The following is a 20,256-nucleotide window of genomic DNA, read 5'->3' as shown; positions in this document are numbered from 1 at the left end:
CGGCCGCGGTCCGCTACCTGAGGCCGCCGGCCAGCCATCCCACGACATCGGCGGCGGTGTACGGCAGTCCCGCGGGTGACAGTTCCGCGAGGAACCGCAGATCCTTGCCGATGGTCACCAAGGGTGGTTCGACGCGGCCGCCGGGGCGGCGCTGGCCGAGCCCTACGGTAGCGAGCAGGCCGTTGCACAGACACTGCTTGCCCTCGGCGGCGGCCGGGTCGCCCCCCTTGGCGACGTACGAGGCCACCGGCTCCGCGGCGCACCGGTACCCCAGGCCGCCGTCCGGGGTCCGCCACGGTGTCCGCAGCAGGCCGATGTCGCACACCCGTCGGCGGGCGGCTGCCAGAGCCGGGTCGGCCAGCGTGTTCGGCAGTTCGGCGAGCTTGAACGGGAAGGACGTGGGTGACGCGCCCGGGTCGTTGCGCACGCGGAGCGTCCCGGCGCGCGCACGCGCGATCAGCTCCCCGCGCAGGGGCGCGGCGAGGCCGGACTCCTCGCAGAGCGCGAACACGCTGCCCAGCTGAACCCCGGCGGCCCCGGACTCCCTTGCCCTGGCGAGGAGTTCCGGATGCGCGCGGCCACCGGCCAGCCAGAAGGGGAGCCCGAGCGCCCGCATCTTCGTCAGGTCCGGTTCGTCGCGCGGGCCGTAGAGCGGCTCCCCGTCGGGGTCGAGGGCCGGCCGGCGGGGCGGCGCGCTGTGGCCGCCCGCCACGGACGTCTCGATGACGAATCCGTCCGGCCGGGTGGCCTCCTCGCGGGCGAGGTAGGTGGCCAGCGCCGGCAGCGAGACGATCGCCAGTACGGACGGTCTGCGCAGGTGGGGCACGAGCTGCGCGGTACGCTCCCCGCAGCCCAGCCGGGGGTCGAACCGGTGCGGGAACGGGGCCTCGTCGCCCTCCACATGGACGTTGACGGTCACCGGTGAGCCTTGGGCGAGCCGGGTGGCGAGGCGGGGGATCTGCCCCGGCACTCCCGCGCCGACCAGGACGTGATCGACCCCCGCGAGGATCGCGCCGAACATCGCGGGCGCCGTCGCCATCTGTACCTTCTCCAGGTAGTTGACGCCCACGAGACCGTCGTGCCCCTCCTTGGCCAGATAGACCTCGGCGAAGTTCCCGAGCACGGTGAGGAGTTCGGCCGGGCCGTCGTGGCCGGCCCGCAGCCGCGGGACGGACCGGAACGGCCGGTGCCCGCCCACCCCGCCGGGCACGTGGTACCGCTCCAGGACGGCGGCGGCGAGCTCCGGGTACGGGAAGGCGGCGAGCGCGCGGCGCAGGTGCCCGCCGGGGTCGCCGAGTTGCAGGGTACGGGCGAGCAGGACGTCCAGGGCGGTGCCGGAGACCACCCCGAGCTGCCCCGTACGCGAGACGGCGCGGGCCAGCCGCCAGCCGGAGACGCCCACCCCCATGCCGCCCTGGATCAGCCACGGCCGCCCGGCCGGACGTTCAGCGGTTTCCGTCATGTGCCACCCTCATCCCGCCGCAGCGAACCTACGCTTCCGTAGGTTCGTCTCCGCCCAGCATCTCCCGCCCGCCCGGCCGCAGCCCCCGCCAGAGGTCCCGACCAGCGGGACGGAAGTCCCTACCCGTACGCGGGGGCGGCGGGTGGTCAGCGGGCCCGCAGCCCGGCGAGTTCGGTCCTGGAGCGCACGCCCAGCACGGCGAACACGTTGCGCAGATGGTGGTCGACCGTCCGCGGGCTCACCGACAGACGAAGTGCCACCTCGCGATTGGTGGCGCCCTCCGCCACGTACCGGACGATCCTCTGCTGCTGAGGCGTAAGTGCCGCGAACGGGTCCTCCCGGTCGGCCGCACGGGCGCCGAACGCCTCTCCGGCGGCGCGCAGTTCACCACCGGCACGCTCCGCCCAGGTTCTGGCGGAGCAGCGCTCGAAGGTGACCAGGGCGTCCCGCAGCGGGCCGCGGGCCGCAACGGTGCGGCGGCGTCGGCGCAGCCACTGGCCGTACAGCAGCTGGGTGCGGGCGCGTTCGAAGTCGCCGCCCGCGCGGTCGTGGTGGGCCAGGGCCTCCTCGTACCGTTCCGCCGCCTCCTCCGGGCCCGCCAACAGGGCGCGGCAGCGCGCCAGTTGCGCCGGAGCCTGCGGGTCGGCGGTGAGCTCGGCCCACCGGGCGAACTCCGCGACCGCCCTCGAAGCGCCGTCGGACGCCGGGTCCGCGCGTCCGCGGAGCACGGTGGCCTCGACGTAGCAGGGCACGGCGAGCATCCGGGCGGCGAAGTGGCCGCGCCGCGGGCCCGGCCGGACCAGCGGGGCGAGCCTGGCCGCTGCCTCGCCCGGCCGGCCGCGGGCCAGCTCGCAGCGGGCGAGTGCCCAGGTGGCGAGGGTGGCCGCCTGCACGAGACCGTGCGGGCCCGCGCCGAGGAGGGCGGCGTCACTGTGGGCGGCGCAGGCGGCCGGATCGCCCTCGGCCGATGCGACGAGCGCGAGCACGGCGTGCAGGTGCGCGCCGGCATTGGGCTGCCCGGTGCGACGGGCGGCCTGGACCCCCTCCTGCGCGTGCGCCCTGGCACGGGCGTGCCGTCCGGCGCGCAGCTCGGCGTAGGCCAGGTGCTCCAGCGCCTTCGGCAGCGAAGCGTCCTGACCCGTCGTCCGTACGGCGGCCAGGGCGCGGGCGCCGGTCCCGCAGGCCGCGTCGACCTCACCGAGCACCAGCGCCGCCACCACCGCGCGCAGCAGACCCTCGGGGTCCGAACAGCTCTGCGCCCCGGCGAGGCACCGGCGCAGCAGTGCGTGCCCCTGTGCGATGCGTCCGCCCAGGACCGCGCACATGCCCGCCCGGTACCTGGCGAGCGCCCGGTCGGGCGCGGGCAGCGGAACGCGGTGCATGGCGTCGAGGTAGGCGGCGGCGTCCCCCATCGCCCAGGCCGCCTCCGCCGCGCCCAGTACCGCTTCCCAGGCGGCGCGCGGATCGCCCGGGGCGAGCAGCGCCGCGGCGCCGAGCAGCGCTTCGCGGGCGTCGGCGGCCGGCCCGTCACGCAGGACGAGCCGGCCGCGCACGCACTGCGCGGCGCCGTTCCCCGGGAGCGGGCCCACCCGGGCCAGCAGGGCGCGGGCGCGGCCGGTGTCACCGGCGAGCCTGGCCTGTTCGGCGGCCTCCGCGAACCGTGCGCCGCGCAGCCCACCGTCCGGGGAGAGCCCGGCGGCGCGGGCGAGCGCGGCCGAGCGTTCGGCGTGCGGGCGCGGGGCGACGGCCTGGGCCGCCAGCCGCCCGGCGAGTACGGCGTCGGGACCCGGCGCCGCGCAGGCCCGCTGGACGAGCGGCGGCAGGGGCGGTGCGCCCGGCCCGGCCAGCAGGACGGCGAGCAGTTCGTGGGCCGAACGGCGGCGGGCAGGGGAGACGCGGTGCAGCACCGCGCACCGCAGCAGCGGGTGACGGAAGTGCACCCGGTCCCCGGTGCGCCGCAGCGCGCCCGCGCTCTCTGCCGGGTCGAGCAGGACGCGTTCCAGCAGGGCGGGAGGCAGCCCGGCGCGGGCCCCCGCGCGCAGCAGCAGCCCGACGTCCGACCCGGCGCCGTCGGGCTCGTGCTCCGCCGCCGCCGCGGCCAGCAGGAGCAGGGTCCAGGTCTGGGGCGCCAGCCCGTCCAGCAGCGTGGCGTGGGCCTCCAGGACGCCTTCGCGGCCGGGCAGCGGATGCGGCAACGGGGTGCGGCCCGCCAGCTGGTCCGGGGTGAGGTGTGCGGTGAACTCGGTGAGCAGCCGGGGATTGCCCGCCGCCGCTCTCCGTAACTCGTCGCGCACCCGGGGATCGACGCCGTCCGTCCGCCGGGTGAGCCGGTCCAGGAGCGCGCCGGCCGCCGTGTCGTCGAGAGGGCCGGGGCGCAGTACGGGAAGCCCGGCGAGGCCCGCCTCGTCGGCGGTGGTGACCAGCACCGCTGCACGGCCGCCCGCCCCGAGCCGCCTGGCCGCGAAGCCGAGTTCGGCGCGGGACGCGGGGTCCCACAGATGGACGTCGTCGACACAGACCAACAGGGGTCCTTCGGCGCCCGGTTCGCGCAGCAGGGCGAGGAGGCCGCCGGCTGTGATGCCGCGCCGCAGCACCTCGTCGGGGTGGTGGGGCAGCGGTGTCGGCGCGGAGCAGAGCAGGGCGTGCAGACCGCTGTGCGGAACGTCGCGCTCGGCGGGTGCGGCGGTGGCGTGCAGGACGGGACCGCCGCCGCGGTCGGTGTGCGCGGCGGCGGCGTGCCGCAACAGCGCCGTACGGCCGAGACCGGGTGGTGCGGACACCGCGAGCGCTCCGCCGTGCCCGCTTCGAAGCCGCCCCAACAGAGCGTCCAGGGCGACGAGTTCACTGCTCCGGCCGAACAGCACGGGCGGACTGTGCACGATTGTCGAGGGGGTCACGCCGTCACGTTACTTCTGCGTAAACAACGGCGGAAGTCCTCCGTCCGCCTCCCCGGCAGGGTATGGGGCGCCGTCCCAAGGAGGGCCGGGCCGGGCTGTGCGCGGGCACAGTCCCGGCCGCGTGCGGGCGGGGCGGAAGCGGGACCGGGGCCCGGTCCCGCCCCGCCGTTCGGCAGGTGGCGTCAGGAGGTGTGCGGGCAGTTGCCCCGGTACTCGGCGATGGTCAGGCTCGCCTGCGGAAGCGGGCAGAGGAACTGCTCGTAGCGTGTGTCGTCGTCGATGAACCGCTTCAGCCAGGAAACGCTGTACTTGGCGATGGTGGTGTTGGAGGTGTTCGGAGTGAAGTGCGAGGCACCGCGCAGCTCCAGGTACGCCTTGTCCAGCGAGCCGGGCAGCGTGTTGTAGAACGGCTCGGAGTGCGTCGCCACGGGTGCGACCGTGTCGCCGTCCGCGCCGACGACCAGGGTGGGGGTACGCAGTTCCGGCCAGGTCTTGTCGGTGTTCCAGCCGGTCAGCGGGATCGCCGCCTTGAGCGAGGTGCGGCTCTTGGCGGCCTCCAGCGAGCCGCCGCCGCCCATGGAGTGCCCCATCACGCCGAGCCGGGTGCTGTCGATCCGGCCGCGTACCGTGCTGCGTGTCGTCAAGTAGTCCAGTGCGGCGAGCAGTTGACGACCGCGGCTGGCGGGCTGGTCCGCGGTCGTGTTGGTGTCGATGGTGAAGACGACGAACCCCTGCGAGGCGAGCCGCGGGCCGAGCCAGGCGATGCTGGACTGGGTGGCGGTGAAGCCGGGCGAGATGGCGACCGCGCCGAAGGTGCCGTCCGCGGTGGACGTCGGGTAGTAGATGGTGCCGCCGCCGAACCCGGTGACGCTCAGCGAGGACACGGACGTCTGCGAGGTGGCGTACGAGCCGCGGCTCGCCTCGATGCTCGACTGGGTCGGGGCCGGGCCCCGCTCGTAGGGGTTGTCCGCCGCGTGCGCGCCGGTGACCGAGGCCGCCACCAGGCTCGCGGTGGCGAGAGCGGCGGCGAACACGCCCTTGGCCGTACGGGTGCGGCTCCGGGGGGTTCGCGGGCGGCGCGGGGAGGTGCCGTCGAGGAGAAGGTGTTGCACGAGGGGGTCCTCTCGTTGTGGCCGCAGCACGGGTGCCGGGGTCCGGAGCCCGTCGTCGCCAGGGGCTCCGGTGCACCGCGTGGATGCCGCCGCTGTTCGTTGGCGATGGCCACTCTCGGGGCCCGCCCCCGGGTCGCACATCGGCGATATCACCGGTCCTCTCAGGTTTCCGGGGAGTTACGCCGCCCGTCGCTGCCTCCGCGACCGCGCTGACCTGGGGTTTCGTCCCGGCTGCCAGAAGCTCCGCCACCTGGGCGGCCACCTGGGCAATTCCGTATGCCGGAGGTCTTGTTCCGCTTCGTGGGCGGATCTAGGGTCGGGCCACTCGCCACGGCCGGCAGGCGGTGGTGGACGCGCAGCAGTGACCCGAAGGGGACGGACGACACGTGGAACAGCACGGACCGCACGCGAGCAGCGGGGCGACGGAACCCGGCGGGGTCGGGCGGCGGGGCTTCCTGGCCGGCGCCGGGGCGGTGGGCACGGCCTCCTGGCTGGGGACGGCCGCGCCGGCGCAGGCCGCCACCGGGAAGGGCGCATACGCCGGTACCGGTACGGGCGGTGGTGCGGGCGCCGGGGCGGACCGGGACGGTGTACGGGCCGAACAGTTCGGTGGCGGCGGCAGGAAGCTGCTCGTGCCGGAACGGGTGATGCTGCCGACGGGGGTGGCGCGGGGGCAGGCCGTCCTGATCGACGGCGGGAAGTTCGCCGAGGTCGGACCAGCGGCCAAGCTGCTGGCCGCCCACCGCGACCTCCAACCGGTGCGGCTGGACGGCCACTTGCTCATGCCCGGGTTCGTCGACGCGCACCACCACCTCACGCAGGCCTTCGGCAAGGCCCAGTCGTTCGGGCAGCCGTCCGAGATCTTCAAGACGATCTGGGAGCCCCTGGAGCACGCCCTCGACGAGCGGACCGCGTACCTCTCGGCGAAGCTGGCCGCGTTGGAAGCGCTGCGCGGCGGCTTCACCACGGTCGCGGACGCCGGTACACGTGCTCCGGTGGACGTGGCGGCGGTGGCCCGGGGCGCCGAGGAGGCCGGGCTGCGCTGCGTACTCTCAAAGATCGTCTCCAGCGGGAAGGGCGGCGAGGAGCACCTGGACCGGTGGGACTCCCACCCGTTGATCCACCCCTCGCTCGCCATCGCCGTACCCGAGGACGCCACCCGCGAAGTGCTCACGAGGACGTCGAAGCTGTGCGCCGAGGCCGGCGCGGTGCTCCAGATCCACGTCAACGAGCATCTTGCTTCCGTGGAACGGTCGTTGAAGAGCGTGGGGCGGCGCCCGGTGGAGCATCTGCATCACATCGGCGCGCTCGGCCCGCACGTCCTGGGCTCCCACGCCACGCTGCTCACCCCCGGCGAGATGAGGATGCTCGCCGACACGGGTACGGCGATCAGCTACAACCCGGTGGCCAGCGCCTGGAAGGGCAACGCGGTCGCCCACGCGATCATGCTCGCGGCGATGGGGGTGCGCTTCGGCACCGGTACCGACGGCACCAGGGGCGACGGCTTCCGGCTGGTCGACGCCGCGGAGACCGCGCAGCGGCTGGCGTACGGGATGGCGTCGGGCGACTCGACGTGCGGCGCGGGGAAGATGTGGCTGGACCACGCGACGTCGCTCGGCGCGGACGCGCTGGGGCTCGGCAAGGTCACCGGCCGCATCGCCGTCGGGCTGGCCGCTGACTACCTCGTCGTACGTACCGACGTGCCGGAGATGACGCCCTCCTGGGACCTGGAGTGGGAGCTGGTACGACTGGCCAACCGGGACCAGATCACCGCGGTGGTGGTCGCCGGCAGGCTCCGGCTGTGGCAGGGCTGGCCGCCGGACTGGGACGGCCGCGCACTGGTGGCGCAGGCGGCCAGGGTCGGCCCGGAGGTGGTGCGACGCGCGGGCCTGCAACGGGTGGACCCGACACCGGACAGCTGAGACGCGCGCGAGGACGCGGATGGCGGAGGGGGGGGGAGGGTGCCGTCGGCCGGGGTGGTGACGTGCGGGCGGTGGGTGCGGGTGCACGCGGCGCCGAGCGCTGCCGACGGCCGCCCCCGCCTACGCGTCAAGTACGGCAGCCCCTGCCTACGCGTCAAGTACGGCAGCCCCTGCCTACGCGTTGAGCGTGGCCGCCCCTGCCTGCGCGCTGAGCACAGCCGCCCCCGCCTGCGCGCTGAGCGTGGCCGCCCCCGCCTACGCGCTGAGCACAGCCGAACGTTCCCCCCCCCAACTACCGCTCCTGCAGCACCCGTTCCTCCTGCTCCCGCGGTGCCCCCGTTTCCTTCGCCCCCGGCATCCACCGCGCGACGACGACCGCGACGAGAGCGATGGCGCACGCCAGGGTCAGGGTCGCGGTGTGCAGGCCGGCGGTGAACGCGTCGACGATCGCCGCGCGCAGGTGCGGGTCCGGGGTGCGGGCCTGGGCCTCGGCCACCGTCGTCGGGTGGCCGGGCCCCGCCAGCGGGCTCGGCAGCCTGGCGGTGAAGACCGCGGTGGTGAGGGTTCCTGTCACCGCGATGCCCAGGGCGCTCCCCAACTCCCGTGCCAGGCTCTGGAGTCCGGACCCGGCGCCGGCCCTGTCCCGGGGCAGGGCGGCCATCATGGTGTGCGAGAGCAGCGGGGTGGCGATGCCGCAGCCGAGGGCGGTGAGCGTCGCGCCCGCCGCGTACAGGGCGTACGGGGTGCGGCTGTCGGCGGCGGAGACGGTACCGAGCCCGCCGGCGAGCGCGAGCATCCCGACGACCACCGTGCAACGCCCTCCCCACACCCGCTCCAGGAGCAGCCCGCAGCGCGGCCCGGCAAGCAGGGCAGCGGCCATCGGCAGCAGCCGTACCCCGGCCCCGAACGGCCCGTGCCCCTTGGCGTACTGGAGGTACTGGCCGTTGAGGTAGAAGAGTCCGAACATGCCGGTGAACAGGGCCGCCATCCCCAGCGCGCCCGCGGCGACGGCAGGCCTGGTGAACAGGCGCGGGTCCAACAGCGGTTCTTCGGCCCGCAGTTCGGCCCCTGCCCAGCCGGTGAGCAGGAGTACGGCCGCCGCCAGTGGCCCCAGCACGGCCGGGTGCGCCCAGCCCCACTGCGGCCCCGAGACGATCCCGTACAGCAGTGCCAGGAACCCGCCGGTCAGCAGCACGCTGCCCAGCGGGGCGATCCGCCGTGGCCGGCGGGGGGCAATGGGCGCGGCGAGCGCGGCCAGCGCCAGGGCGGCCAGCGCCAACGGGACCAGGCAGACGAACAGGGTGCGCCAGGTGCCGAACTGGACGGCGGCGCCGCCTCCGACGTTTCCGAGTACGGCGGCCAGACCGGTCATCGACGCCCAGACGGCGACGGCCCGCCGTCGCTGCCGGCCGTCCAGCCCTTCGACGAGCAGTGCCAGCGTGGTGGGCAGGACCGCGGCGGCGCCGACCCCGCTGATCATGCGTCCGGCGATCAGTACCAGGACGTCCGGGGCGGCGGCGCAGACGAGGGCGCCCAGCGCGAAGACGCCCATGCCGCACAGCAGGACGCCCTTGCGGCCCCGGCGGTCGGCGAGTGCGCCCGCCGGGACCAGGAGACAGGCGAAGAGGACGACGTAACCGTCCACGAACCACACCACGTCCGACGCGGAGGGGTGCAGTTCGCCCGCGGACACGGCGGGGACGGCCAGGTTCACGGCGGAGACCATGCCGACCACCAGCGTGACGCACCAGCACATCGCCACGGTGGTCAGCGGGCGCGGGCCCGCCGGGGCGCTACCCACGGCTCTCGCGTGCGGCGCCCGACGCGCGGTCGAGGGTGGCGTGCAGCGTGAGGCTGTCCCCGCGCAGGTGGATGAACTCCAGGTCGGCGGGGCGGCCGTCGGCGAGCCGGGTCAGCCGCTCCATGGCCAGGACCGCCCCGCCCACGGGCATTTCGAGCACCGCGCACGTGGCCGGATCCGCCACCACGGCCTGGACGGAGATCTCGGCGGAGCCCAGCGGGAAACCGGACACCGCCTCGATGAGGGCGAACACGTCGCGGTCCCGCAGCGAGTGCGGCTCCTCGTGCAGCAGCGCGAGGAGCGGATCACCGACCTCGGGCACGAGATAGGTGCAGTCCAGCGAGAGCGCCGCGTCGTTCACCCGGCGAAGCCGCTCCAGGTAGACCGCGTGGCTCCCCTCGGGCAGGTCCAGCCGGCGGGCCACCGAGGACGGCGGCCGTACGGTACGGACCTCGCGGACCTCGTTGACGACGGCGCCCTGCTCGCGCAGCACCTCGGCGAGCCCCTCAAGGCCGCCGAGCGGATGTGCGTAGGCGCGGCCGACCACGACGGTCCCCACACCGCGCCGGCGCTCGACGAGCCCCTCGTCGCGCAGCAGGGCGAGGGCCTCCCGTACGGAGTTGCGGGAGGTGGTGAACTCCGCGACCAGGGCCCGTTCGTCGGGCAGGACCCCGGTGCGGAAGGCGCCCCGCAGGATCTGCGTGCGCAGCACGTTCGCCACCGTGCGGGCCCGGTCGGCCCGGTTCGGCGGCGTACCGCTGCCGCACCCGGGCGTCTGCTGGTCCATGGTGTTCCCCCGCTCGTCGAACTGCCCCGGAGGTTAGGCGAGAGATGTTGCGGCGATGTTACGCCACCGCCTGTGACCTGCGGCGATGGTGTGGCCTGGGGTTTCGGGGGTCGCGCACGGGGCAACGCCACCAGGGTGCGCCGCCACGGTGGTGTGCCGGCCAGGCCGTGTCACGCCGAGTGCGCCGCCACCGCGTGTGCCCGACCGGTCGTGTCACGCCGGGAGTGGCGCACCCCGGCCGATCTCCTTGCCGTTCGCCAGGCCGGCCGGGTCGAGGCCAAGCGACACCGCCGCCGTCGCGCCCACGTCGGCCAGGCTTCCCGCGTCCGGCAGCAACTCCACGCCAAGGGCGCCGGGGCGGTGGGTGAGCACGGGGACGAACTCGCGCGTGTGGTACGCGTGCCCTGCGGTCGGGTCGTTGCCGTGGTCGGCGGTGACGACGAGCCGGTCACCGGGGGAGTCGAGGAGGGTGAGAAGCGCCGCGAGGCCCGCGTCGACCTGTTCCAGGATGCGGCCGTAGCGCTCGGCGTCCTGCTGGTGGCCCGCCAGGTCGCTCTCCTGGACGTTGGCCACCACCAGGGCGTCACCGTCGACGCGGACCGCCTCCAGGGTGTGCGCGAAGACCTCCGCGGTGGGCACCGCGGGCCTGCGTACCGCCGAGTCGCAGGCCAGGATGTCCGCCGCCTTGCCGACCAGGGTCACCGGGATCCCGCTCCGGGCGGCGAACGAACCGCGACAGCGGCTGCTCCGCGTGCCCGCCCACCGCGATGACCCGCGCGACGGGCGCCACGGAGCGGACCGTACGGGCGACGGACAGCACGCCGTCGAAGCCGGTGTCCTCCAGGCGGGCCGACGCGTTCCAGTTGATGCCCGGGTCGGCCTCCAGGTTGTCGTGCACGAGCGCGGCACCGTCGACGACCAACAAGGGTCTGCCGTCGAGGAGTTCGACCTCGTGGCTGGGTTGACTCCCCGATGCCGGACCGGCCCGGCATCGGGGTCACTTCTCGGCGCCGAACCAGACCGTGGTGGCGTTGCAGAATTCGCGGATGCCGTGGTCGGAGAGCTCCCGACCGTAACCGGAGCGCTTGACGCCGCCGAAGGGCAGTCCGGGGTGGGACGCGGTCATGCCGTTGAAGAACACGCCGCCTGCCTGGAGGTCGCGGACGCACCTCTCGACCTCGGCGTCGTCGTGGGTCCACACGTTCGAACTCAGGCCGAAGGGCGTGTCGTTGGCCAGTTCGACGGCCTCGTCCAGATCGGCGACCCGGTAGAGCGTCGCCACCGGGCCGAACGCCTCCTCGTGGTGGATCCGCATCTGCGGGGTGACGTCCGCCAGCACGGTCGGGGCGTAGAACCAGCCCCGGTCCTGCTCCTTGGGCCGCTGCCCGCCGCACAGTGCGGTGGCGCCCCGCGCCAGCGCGTCCTCGACGAGTTCCTCCAGATCGCTGCGCCCCTGCTCGGTGGCGAGCGGGCCGACGTCGGTCCCCTCGTCCATCGGGTCGCCGACGGTCAGCTCCCGCATGCCGGCGACGAACCGGTCCCGGAAGGCGTCGTAGACGTCGGTGTGCACGATGAAGCGCTTGGCCGCGATGCAGGACTGGCCGTTGTTCTGCACCCGGGCGGTCACCGCGGTCGCGGCGGCGCGCTCGACGTCGGCGCTCGGCAGCACCAGGTACGGGTCGCTGCCACCCAGTTCCAGGACCGTCTTCTTGATCTCGTCACCCGCGACGGACGCCACCGAGCGGCCCGCCGGCTCGCTGCCTGTCAGGGTCGCGGCAGCCACCCTGGGGTCGCGCAGAACGTCCTCGACGGCGCCCGAGCCGATCAGCAGCGTCTGGAAGCAGCCCTCCGGGTAGCCCGCCCGGACGAACAGGTCCTGGAGATAGTTGGCGGTCCTGGGCACGTTCGACGCGTGCTTCAGCAGGGCTACGTTGCCCGCCATCAGGGCGGGGGCGGCGAAGCGTACGACCTGCCATAGCGGGAAGTTCCACGGCATCACGGCCAGTACGACCCCGAGCGGGCGGTAGCGGACCAGGGCGCGCGAGGCGCCTGAGTCGGTCACGTCCGCCGCTGCGGGGTGCTCGTCCGCGAGCAGGGACTCGGCGCGCTCCGCGTACCAGCGCATGGCCTTGACGCACTTCGCCGCCTCGGCCCTGGCCGCCGCCACCGGCTTGCCCATCTCGGTCGTCATGGTCCTGGCGATGTCCGGCGTGTCCTGTTCCAGCAGGTCGGCGGCGCGGTTGAGGAGCCGGGCGCGCTCGGCGAAGCCGCTGGTGCGGTGGCGGCCGAATGCGTCCTCGGCCTTGGCCAGGCGCTCCTCGATCTGCTCGGGGGACAGCGGCTCGAAGGTTTCGAGGGTCTCACCGGTGCTGGGGTCGACTGTGGCGATGGGCATCTGCTTGCTCCTGGGAGTCCTCGGGGGTGACGTGGCGTGGGTGGCCCGGGGCCTGTCCAGCGTAGGACGGCCGGCGTCGGCGGGCGCGGGGAACGGGAACGGACCCTTCCGGTCTTCTGGGCCAGTTGCCTCGTTTGACAGTCGCAAACATGGGATGTTCCCCTATCTCACAGACATGGGATGTTCCCATGTCCGAATTCGGAGCAGCCGTCGGTCTCCGGAGTGAAGGCAGCAGAGAGGGCGTCGGCGATGCCGTTGCGCAACACCGCGAGGACCAATCTCGTCGACCTCGTCATCGCCCAGATGGAGAGCCTGATCGCCGACGGCGAGTGGCAGGTCGGGGAGAAGATCCCGGCCGAACCGCTCCTCGTCGAGCAGTTGGCCGTGGGGCGCAACACCGTGCGGGAGGCGGTCCGGGCGCTCGTACACACCGGAATGCTGGAACCCCGCCAGGGCGACGGCACCTATGTGCGGGCGCGCAGCGACTTCGGTGCGGCCCTGCAGCGCCGGCTGCGGCGAGCGGGAGTCCTTGAGGCGTACGAGGTACGGGCATCCCTGGAGAGGGACGCCGCCCGCTACGCGGCGGAGCGCCGCACCGAGTCGGACCTCGCCACCCTGCGGGCCGCGCTCGCCGAGCGGGAACTGGCCTGGGCAGGAGGCGACGCGACCGCGTTCGTCGACGCGGACCTGGCTTTCCACCTGGCGGTCGCCGAGGCCACGCACAACAGCGTGCTCGCCGAGCTGTACGGGCACTTCAGCGATGCGCTGCGCTCCACGGTGCAGTCCGTCATCGGAGCGCCCGTCCCGGACTCGGTACGCCATCAGGGCGCGGCACACCAGGCGATCGTCGACGCCATCGAGGCCCGCGACCCGGCGGCCGCGGAGGCCGCGGTGCTCTCCCACCTCGCCGAGGGCATGGCAGCGCTACGGGACCAGCCGGACGGCGCCGACGACGGAAGGCCGGACGGCCCCGACAGCGAAGAGGCGGGCGGCCCCGACGACGCAAAGCCGGACGGCCCGACGACGCGAAGCCGGACGGTCCCGACGACGACAAGCCGGACGGACGGCGGAGCACGAGGTGGCACGGATGAGTGAGACAGCGATACCCGCACCCGCACCGGTCGTCCCCGGGCCCGCGCCCGGCCCCATCGCGTCGGCCGCCTCCTCCCCACCGTCCGGGCGCCGCGCGCTCTACCTCGCGTGCGGGGTCGTGCTCCTCGCCCTCAACCTCCGTCCCGCCCTCGTCGCCGTCTCCCCCCTCGCCGACACCATCCGCGCCGACAGCGGCATGTCCGCCGCGGCGGCAAGTTTGCTCACCGCCCTGCCGCTGCTCTGCTTCGGTCTGCTCGCGCCCGTCGCACCCCGGCTCGGCCGCCGCTTCGGCATGGAGCGGACGCTGCTGGGCACCATGGTGCTGATCTGCGCGGGTACGGCACTGCGCCTGCTCGACCCGGTGGCCGCGCTCTTCGCGGGCACCGTCGTCATCGGCGCGGGCATAGCCGTCGCCAACGTCCTGCTGCCGGGCCTGATCAAGCGCGACTTCCCCGCGAAGACGGGCCTGATGACCGGGCTCTACTCGATGTCGCTGTTCGGCGGTGCGGCTCTCGCGGCCGGTGTCAGCCTGCCCGTACAGCAGGCCGGCGGTATGAACTGGCGTACCACGCTGGCCTGTTGGGGAGCACTCGCGGTCGTCGCGCTGCTCGTGTGGCTGCCGCAGGCCCGGTCGCGCACCCGGGTGGGCGCGGCGGTGGCACGGCAGGCCGCGCACCCCGTGCGCGGACTCTGGCGGTCCCCGCTGGCCTGGCAGGTCACCGCGTACATGGGCCTGCAGGCTCTCAACTACTACGCGGCGACGGCGTGGTTGCCGACCGTCCTCCAGGACGCCGGACTGGCGCCGGGGGACGCCGGCTGGATGCTCTCCTTCTCGTCCCTGCTGGGCATCGTGGGCTCCTTCCTCGCCCCGGTCGTCGTCGGCCGTAAGCCGCGCGCGGGCGCCCTCGCCGCGCTCGGGGCCGCGCTCTGCGCGCTCGGTTACGCCGGTCTGCTCACCGCACCGGTGGCGGGCGCCTACCTGTGGATGGCACTGCTCGGACTCGGTCAGGGCGCCGCCATCAGCCTGGCGTTGCTGTTCATCGTGCAGCGGGCCCCCGACGCCCGCCATGCCGCGCAGCTCTCCAGCATGGCCCAGTGCTTCGGCTACATCCTCGCGGCCACCGGCCCGACCCTCCTGGGCGCCGTCCACGACGTCTCGCACAGCTGGACCGTGCCGCTCGTCCTGCTGCTCGTGCTGCTCGTGCCGCAGGTCGCCTTCGGGTTCGGTGCCGCGCGGCACCGGCACGTGGCGGGCACGGGCTGACGCAACCGGCGGCGGCCCGGGAGCGGGGCGGTCAGGCAGGTCCGGCCGCCGTCTCCCGGTCGGAGGCCGGCCAGAGGTAGGGCAGGTCGTCGGGGTCGTCGGGAAAGAGGGCCCGGTACAGCTCCGGCGCCTTGCGCAGCAGCGCGGACCGATGGCTGCGGTGGAAGGCGGGATCGCCGAGCCAGGGCGGCAGCTCCCCGTCGGCGGCCAGTCCGCGCCGGTCGCGCACGGCGGCCCCCGGCCGCCAGGCCAGATAGTCCCGGGTCAGGGTGCCGGCGCAGGTGTCGGCGCGGCCCTGCGCGGTCCACGCGGCACAGATGTCCAGCCCGTAGCGGACCAGGGCCTCCTCGTACCCCGCCCACATCCGGACCGCGGGATGCCGGCGCCACCCGTACCCGGGAACGGTCAGTCCGCGGAACACCTGGAGTGCCTCGACCCGCTGCTTGCCCAGCCGCCGGGCGTCGAGCACGGCGGCGGAGCGTGCGAAGTCGGAGTACGGGAGGAATGTCTGCATGCCCCAGGCCTACCCGCTGCGTGTGCGGTCCGCCCGCCCGCTTCGGCCGTCGGGAGGCCACGTACGATCACCCGGTCCGCCGACCCGTGCATCGACGAGGAGTCTCCCCGGTGACCGCCCGAGTGCCGCCGCCCCGCCCCGCCGCCGCGATGGCGCCGGCGGACCTCCTGGACCGGTTCGAGGACGGGGAGCGGTTGCACGCCCTGTTGTGGCGGGCGGGTCCCGGGTGGCGGATGGTCAGCAGCGCGGTGCTCGGCGGCGGCATCGGTGAACGCTCCTGGATCCTCAACGCCCAGGTCTCGCACGGCTACCGGCGCACCGACCCGGACCGGCACCTGGCCGCCCTGGCGGCTGCCGCCGGCGCGACGGGACCGGGAGCCGGTCTGATGACGGCAGCCGACGTCCGGGCGCGGGGCCGTGCGCACGACGGCGGCGTCGACGCGACGGCGACCGCTGGGCTCGGGGTACGGGGGTGGGCCGCGTCCCCCGTGCAGGAGACGACCGGGCCACCCGCTCCCGGCACCGTGAACGTCGTGGTCGTGGTGCCCGCCGCGCTCACCGACGCGGCTCTGGTGAACGCGGTGGCCACCGCCACCGAGGCCAAGGTGCAGGCGCTCCTGGACGAGGGGTACGACTGCTCGGGCACTCCCACCGACGCGGTCTGTGTGGCGGCGCACACTCCGCGGCCGGGCGGCGAGGTGCACGCGTTCGCGGGGCCCCGGTCCCTCTGGGGCGCCCGCCTCGCCCGCGCGGTGCACTCCTCCGTACGGGCCGCCGCTGCCGCGTCACCGGCGCCCCGCGTCTCGCGGGGGCCCTCCCGCGGTTCGCGTAGCTCCCGGTGCCGGGTCCGGGTCCCGTACGTCACCCGTTCGGCTCGCGGGGTCACGCACTGTGTGCGACTCGGGGGCACCCCGGCCACCAGCGGATTCACCGGACGCCCGGGGCGCGGTGCCGTCCGCAGTTCCGGGACGGGGCGCGGCCCGGGATGCGGAGTGGGGCCGGGGGCCTTCTGCTCGGGGTGTGAGCCCGTTCAGCCGTGGCGGTGCACAGGTGCCGCCCCGGGTTCCTTGGAGGTCAGTTCCTTGCGTTCGCTGAAGATAGCCGCCGGCACCGTCCTGGCCGGCACGGCCGTGATCTTCTCGGCCCCGCTCACCGCCCACGCCGCGCAGACGGGAACCTCCGCCTGCGAGGAGGCCCAGTCGCAGGCGCTGGAGGCCGAGGACGACTACGAGGCGGCGAAGAAGCAGTACGAGGACGGCGACAAGTCCCTGAAGCAACAGGTCGACGAGGCCGAGCAGAACGCGAACATGCTGGCCTCCGAGGCCCAGCGCGCGTGCGGTGACACGGTCATGAACCCCCCGCACCACAAGGAGACCCACCCCAGGGGCGCCATGCACACCGGCGTCGGCGGCACCAGCGGCACCAGTGACACCAGCGCGGTCGAGGTCGCGGGCGGTGCCGGAGTCGCAGCGGCGCTCGGCGCGGGCGCGCTCTTCCTGACCCGCCGCCGCGACCAGGGCAGCAGCTGACCCGCCGCCGCGACCAGGGGAGCAGCTGACCCGTCGCCGCGACCAGGGCAGCAGCTGACCCGCCGCCGCGACCAGGGGAGCAGCTGACCTGTCACTCCCCGATGCGGTCGGGGCGGCAGCTGATCTGACCCAGCCGACCTGACCCCCTCCGGTGCGGCCGGGAGACAGCCGGCCCGTCGGCAGAGCGAGAGCAGGGTCTCCGTGGAACAAGCTCCGCCCGGATTCCGGGAGCGCGTGAACAGCACGGCCCGCACCGCGTTGACGTGCGTCCTGCTCTTCTGGGGCCTGACCATGATCAGTGACGACCACGCGGCGCCCCCGCCGCCGCAACCGGGCGTCGCGCAGGCCTTCGGGACCGGCGCCGGGCCCGGTGAGCCGCGCGGCGCGCCGCCCCCGCTCCCGCCGGCCACGCCCGTGCGCGTGCTGATCCCACAGCTGGCCGTCGACGCCCCCGTCACCGGTCTGACCCTCGACGAGGACGGGAGAATCGAGTCGCCCCCGGACACGGACCAGAATCTGGCCGGCTGGTACCAGGACGGCACGTCCCCCGGGGCCGCCGGCACCTCCGTGCTGGCGGGACACGTCGACACCGCTCTCGGCCCAGCCGTCTTCTACGGCCTCGGCTCGCTGACCAAGGGCAACACCGTCCAGGTCCAGCGCTCCGACGGCAGGACAGCGGTCTTCACCGTCGACGCCGTCGAGGTCTTCCCCGCGGACGCCTTTCCGGACACCAAGGTTTACGGCCCCTCGGCGACCCCGCAGCTGCGCCTGATCACCTGCGGCGGCGGCTTCGACGAGAAGGCCCGGCGCTACCTGGGCAACGTCGTCGTCTTCGCCCACCTCACCGGAGAGGCGTGAGGGACGCGCCGGTGTGAGACTGGCGGCATGAGTGCCGGGAAGCCCGAGCGAACACCGCAGGTCAAGCGCCTGGAGCGGGTCATCATCGAACTGCTGGACAGCAGGGACCCCTCGTCGACCATCTGCCCGTCCGACGCCGCACGAGCGGCCTTCGAGGGCGAGGGTGACGGCTGGCGCGCGCTCATGGAACCGGCCAGGGACGCGGCCCGCCGACTGGTGTCGGCGGGCGCGGTGGAGATCACCCAGTCCGGCCGCCGGGTGGACCCGGATCGCATCCGCGGCCCGATCCGCATCCGACGCGTGCGCTGAATGATGACTGCGGACTGCTGAATGCTGAGTGCGGGGTTACGCCGCAACCGCCGACCGCACGCCCGCCCGCCCGGCTCAGCCCGCCAGGGCCGCGTGCACTCCCGCGGCGACCGTCGGGTCGGTGAGCAGGTCGTTGTGGCGTAGGCAGGAAGTCTGGTTGTTCGTCGCCCCGGACAGCGGGGTGCTCTTCGCCGGGAGGATCTGCTCGTCGCACGCCGACCAGAACGTCGTGTAGCGCACCGGCCCCGGTGCCTCGCTCCCGTCGTTGAGGTGCGAGACGACGTAGGACCCCGGGGTCATGTCCTTGCAGCCCTGGTCCCACGCCGCGCAGAACCAGCCGAGGGAGGTGCCGTGGTTCGGGCCCGCGAGGGACACCCAGTTCCCCACCTTCTGCCGGCCCTCGCCGAACTTGGCGTACCACCGGGTGGGGAGACTGCCGAGGCTGTGCGCGACCAGGTCCACCTGCTGCGCGCCGGTGCTGCGCAGCACCTCGTCGACGTAGGCGGCCAGTTGGCCGTGCAGGACCTCGTTGGTGGACTGCGAGGAGTCGTACTCCCACGCGAACAACCGGTCCCTGGCGTAGCCGTGACCGGCGAAGTAGTCCGTCATGGCGCCCCACACGCCGGGCCCGGCGTTGCGCCCGTGCACGAAGACCACCGGGTTCGACGGCTCCGCGGCGGGCGGCGAAGCGGCGGAGGCCGGACCTCCGGCGAGGGCCAGGGCCAGGGAGGACAGGGCCGTGAGTGCTGCGAGAGGGCCGCGGCGCATGGGGGCACCCTTCTGGAGCCGTGATTCGCGTGACGTACGGGACGGATGAATCCTGGTCCCCGCGCGCTACGCGCAAACCCCGACGGGGCGACCTCCACAGGAGCACCACGCACCGGCCGCACACGAAGGCGTCCGTTCCGGAGCGAGCCCGCGACATCCGGCTCGGCACGCCGGCTCGACCCGCCGTGGTCCGGATCACAGGACGCTCCCTCCCCGCGCGTGGAATGACATGGCCGTCGGCACGGTTGGCACACGGGAATTCGATTGCATTCCGTGTGTACCTTTTGGTACTTGAGGAGGAACCCTCCGTGACCGACGCCGCGTCGCCCGCATCCCGCGCAGCCGACATCCTCTCCCGCCCCGTCGCGCTGAACGGCCTGACCGTTCCGAACCGCATCGCGATGGCCCCGATGACCCGCATGTTCTCGCCCGGCGGTGTCCCCGGGGAGGACGTCCGGTCGTACTACTCCCGCCGGGCCGCCGCAGGCGTGGGCCTGATCATCACCGAGGGCACGTACGTCGGCCACGAGTCGGCGGGCGACAGCGACCGGATCCCGCGCTTCCACGGTGAGGAGCAGCTGGCCGGCTGGGCGCAGGTCGCCGCGGACGTGCACGCGGCCGGCGGCACGATCGTGCCCCAGCTGTGGCACATCGGCATGGTGCGCAAGGCGGGCAGCCAGCCCTTCCCCGACGCCCCCTCGGTCGGCCCCTCCGGCATCGCGGTCGACGGCACCGAGAACGCCGGCCGGGCGATGACGCAGGCCGACCTGGACGACGTCATCGGTGCGTACGCCCAGGCCGCCAAGGACGCCGAGCGGATCGGCTTCGACGGCATCGAGGTGCACGGCGCCCACGGCTACCTGCTCGACCAGTTCCTCTGGGAGGGCACGAACCGCCGCACCGACGCGTACGGCGGTGACCCCGTCGCCCGGACGAAGTTCGCCGCCGAGATCGTCGCCGCGATCCGCGGGAACGTCTCCGCCGACTTCCCGGTGATCTTCCGTTACTCGCAGTGGAAGCAGGAGGCCTACCAGGCCCGTCTCGCCGAGACCCCGCAGGAGCTGGCAGCGATCCTCGAACCGCTCGCCGCGGCGGGCGTCGACGCCTTCCACGCCTCCACCCGGCGCTACTGGACCCCGGAGTTCGACGGCTCGGACCTGAACCTGGCGGGCTGGACCAAGAAGCTCACCGGCAGGCCCACGATCACCGTCGGTTCGGTCGGTCTCGACGGCGACTTCATTCGCGCCTTCGCGGGCGAGGGTTCGCAGACCAAGGGCATCGACGACCTGCTGGACCGCATGGAGCGCGACGAGTTCGACATGGTTGCCGTCGGCCGCGCCCTGCTCCAGGACCCGCTGTGGGCCCAGAAGGTCCTCGCGGGCCGCTACGACGAACTCGCGCCCTACGACGTGGCGGCGCTGAAGACCCTCAGCTAGTCGGTAACTGCCTTACCCCGCACGCCGTCTGTTCCTGCGTCCCGCCCGTACAGCTTGCGCTCCCGTGCGTGCCGGACGCGGTGAACAGGCGGCGTGCGCACTGAAGTTGC

At 74.1% G+C, this 20,256-nt stretch carries 14 protein-coding genes and 2 pseudogenes; 7 read left to right on the top strand and 9 right to left on the bottom strand.

The genetic code is table 11. The features are described 5' to 3' along the window. Positions 1-13: 13 nt before the first annotated feature. The 3 genes from ACIQM4_RS30015 to ACIQM4_RS30005 form a co-directional block, all read right to left on the bottom strand. Positions 14-1,462, bottom strand: a complete 1,449-nt coding sequence (locus tag ACIQM4_RS30015; RefSeq protein ID WP_401598062.1) for a hypothetical protein — start codon at positions 1,460-1,462, stop codon at positions 14-16. Positions 1,463-1,608: 146 nt separating this feature from the next. Next, the gene (locus ACIQM4_RS30010; RefSeq protein ID WP_401598059.1) at positions 1,609-4,359 is read right to left on the bottom strand and encodes a LuxR C-terminal-related transcriptional regulator; all 2,751 of its coding nucleotides are present in this window, start codon (positions 4,357-4,359) and stop codon (positions 1,609-1,611) included. Positions 4,360-4,541: 182 nt separating this feature from the next. Then, on the bottom strand, positions 4,542-5,471 hold the full coding sequence (locus ACIQM4_RS30005) for an alpha/beta hydrolase (RefSeq protein WP_401598056.1): 930 nt from the start codon (positions 5,469-5,471) through the stop codon (positions 4,542-4,544). 632 nt (positions 5,472-6,103) lie between these two features. On the opposite strand from ACIQM4_RS30005, the gene ACIQM4_RS30000 reads away from it, so the two are divergent. Continuing rightward, the gene (locus tag ACIQM4_RS30000) at positions 6,104-7,393 is read left to right on the top strand and encodes an amidohydrolase family protein (RefSeq protein WP_401598276.1); all 1,290 of its coding nucleotides are present in this window, start codon (positions 6,104-6,106) and stop codon (positions 7,391-7,393) included. Positions 7,394-7,685: 292 nt separating this feature from the next. Here ACIQM4_RS30000 and ACIQM4_RS29995 read toward each other — a convergent pair whose 3' ends face one another. The 4 genes and pseudogenes from ACIQM4_RS29995 to ACIQM4_RS29980 all read right to left on the bottom strand — a co-directional run bounded on the left by ACIQM4_RS29995 (position 7,686) and on the right by ACIQM4_RS29980 (position 12,376). Continuing rightward, positions 7,686-9,194, bottom strand: a complete 1,509-nt coding sequence (locus ACIQM4_RS29995; RefSeq protein WP_401598053.1) for an MFS transporter — start codon at positions 9,192-9,194, stop codon at positions 7,686-7,688. Beyond that, complete coding sequence (locus ACIQM4_RS29990) at positions 9,187-9,981, bottom strand: GntR family transcriptional regulator (protein ID WP_401598051.1); 795 nt, start codon at positions 9,979-9,981, stop codon at positions 9,187-9,189. Before ACIQM4_RS29990 ends, ACIQM4_RS29995 begins: the two co-directional genes overlap by 8 nt. A 213-nt stretch (positions 9,982-10,194) precedes the next feature. After that, positions 10,195-10,936 (bottom strand): annotated as a pseudogene (locus ACIQM4_RS29985) (phosphopentomutase); the annotation flags it as partial. Positions 10,937-10,978: 42 nt separating this feature from the next. After that, on the bottom strand, positions 10,979-12,376 hold the full coding sequence (locus tag ACIQM4_RS29980; RefSeq protein ID WP_401598048.1) for an NADP-dependent succinic semialdehyde dehydrogenase: 1,398 nt from the start codon (positions 12,374-12,376) through the stop codon (positions 10,979-10,981). 222 nt (positions 12,377-12,598) lie between these two features. Between ACIQM4_RS29980 and ACIQM4_RS29975 the strand changes: the two genes are divergently transcribed. Beyond that, positions 12,599-13,471 (top strand): FadR/GntR family transcriptional regulator, encoded by an 873-nt coding sequence (locus ACIQM4_RS29975; RefSeq protein ID WP_401598046.1) that lies wholly within the window; start codon positions 12,599-12,601, stop codon positions 13,469-13,471. Beyond that, positions 13,464-14,732 (top strand): CynX/NimT family MFS transporter, encoded by a 1,269-nt coding sequence (locus ACIQM4_RS29970; RefSeq protein ID WP_401598043.1) that lies wholly within the window; start codon positions 13,464-13,466, stop codon positions 14,730-14,732. Before ACIQM4_RS29975 ends, ACIQM4_RS29970 begins: the two co-directional genes overlap by 8 nt. Before the next feature lie 31 nt (positions 14,733-14,763). On the opposite strand, the gene ACIQM4_RS29965 is transcribed toward ACIQM4_RS29970, so the two are convergent. After that, on the bottom strand, positions 14,764-15,246 hold the full coding sequence (locus tag ACIQM4_RS29965; protein ID WP_401598040.1) for an MSMEG_6728 family protein: 483 nt from the start codon (positions 15,244-15,246) through the stop codon (positions 14,764-14,766). Positions 15,247-15,356: 110 nt separating this feature from the next. Here ACIQM4_RS29965 and ACIQM4_RS29960 point away from each other — a divergent pair. From ACIQM4_RS29960 to ACIQM4_RS29950, 3 genes and pseudogenes are all read left to right on the top strand, one after another. Next, a pseudogene (locus tag ACIQM4_RS29960) lies at positions 15,357-16,037 on the top strand (adenosylcobinamide amidohydrolase); the annotation flags it as partial. Positions 16,038-17,009: 972 nt separating this feature from the next. Continuing rightward, positions 17,010-17,633, top strand: a complete 624-nt coding sequence (locus tag ACIQM4_RS29955; protein WP_401598038.1) for a class F sortase — start codon at positions 17,010-17,012, stop codon at positions 17,631-17,633. Between the two features lie 27 nt (positions 17,634-17,660). Then, positions 17,661-17,942 (top strand): DUF3253 domain-containing protein, encoded by a 282-nt coding sequence (locus ACIQM4_RS29950; RefSeq protein WP_401598036.1) that lies wholly within the window; start codon positions 17,661-17,663, stop codon positions 17,940-17,942. 75 nt (positions 17,943-18,017) lie between these two features. Here ACIQM4_RS29950 and ACIQM4_RS29945 read toward each other — a convergent pair whose 3' ends face one another. Next, on the bottom strand, positions 18,018-18,710 hold the full coding sequence (locus tag ACIQM4_RS29945) for an esterase/lipase family protein (RefSeq protein WP_401598033.1): 693 nt from the start codon (positions 18,708-18,710) through the stop codon (positions 18,018-18,020). Between the two features lie 308 nt (positions 18,711-19,018). Between ACIQM4_RS29945 and ACIQM4_RS29940 the strand changes: the two genes are divergently transcribed. Beyond that, positions 19,019-20,146: an NADH:flavin oxidoreductase gene (locus ACIQM4_RS29940; RefSeq protein WP_401598031.1), complete on the top strand. Its 1,128-nt coding sequence runs from the start codon at positions 19,019-19,021 to the stop codon at positions 20,144-20,146. Positions 20,147-20,256: the final 110 nt, after the last annotated feature.

Source organism: Streptomyces sp. NPDC091272, from assembly GCF_044757485.1.
GTDB lineage: Bacteria > Actinomycetota > Actinomycetes > Streptomycetales > Streptomycetaceae > Streptomyces.
The sequence above is the reverse complement of the archived record's forward strand: the minus strand, read 5'-3'. Positions and strand labels throughout refer to the sequence as shown.

What these genes read in the sequence shown, in the direction of transcription:
- ACIQM4_RS30015 (WP_401598062.1), bottom strand. Translation starts at nt 1,462, where the DNA reads ATGACGGAAACCGCTGAACGTCCGGCCGGGCGGCCGTGGCTGATCCAG.
- ACIQM4_RS29990 (WP_401598051.1), bottom strand. Translation starts at nt 9,981, where the DNA reads ATGGACCAGCAGACGCCCGGGTGCGGCAGCGGTACGCCGCCGAACCGG.
- ACIQM4_RS29980 (WP_401598048.1), bottom strand. Translation starts at nt 12,376, where the DNA reads ATGCCCATCGCCACAGTCGACCCCAGCACCGGTGAGACCCTCGAAACC.
- ACIQM4_RS29970 (WP_401598043.1), top strand. Translation starts at nt 13,464, where the DNA reads ATGAGTGAGACAGCGATACCCGCACCCGCACCGGTCGTCCCCGGGCCC.
- ACIQM4_RS29965 (WP_401598040.1), bottom strand. Translation starts at nt 15,246, where the DNA reads ATGCAGACATTCCTCCCGTACTCCGACTTCGCACGCTCCGCCGCCGTG.
- ACIQM4_RS29950 (WP_401598036.1), top strand. Translation starts at nt 17,661, where the DNA reads ATGAGTGCCGGGAAGCCCGAGCGAACACCGCAGGTCAAGCGCCTGGAG.
- ACIQM4_RS29945 (WP_401598033.1), bottom strand. Translation starts at nt 18,710, where the DNA reads ATGCGCCGCGGCCCTCTCGCAGCACTCACGGCCCTGTCCTCCCTGGCC.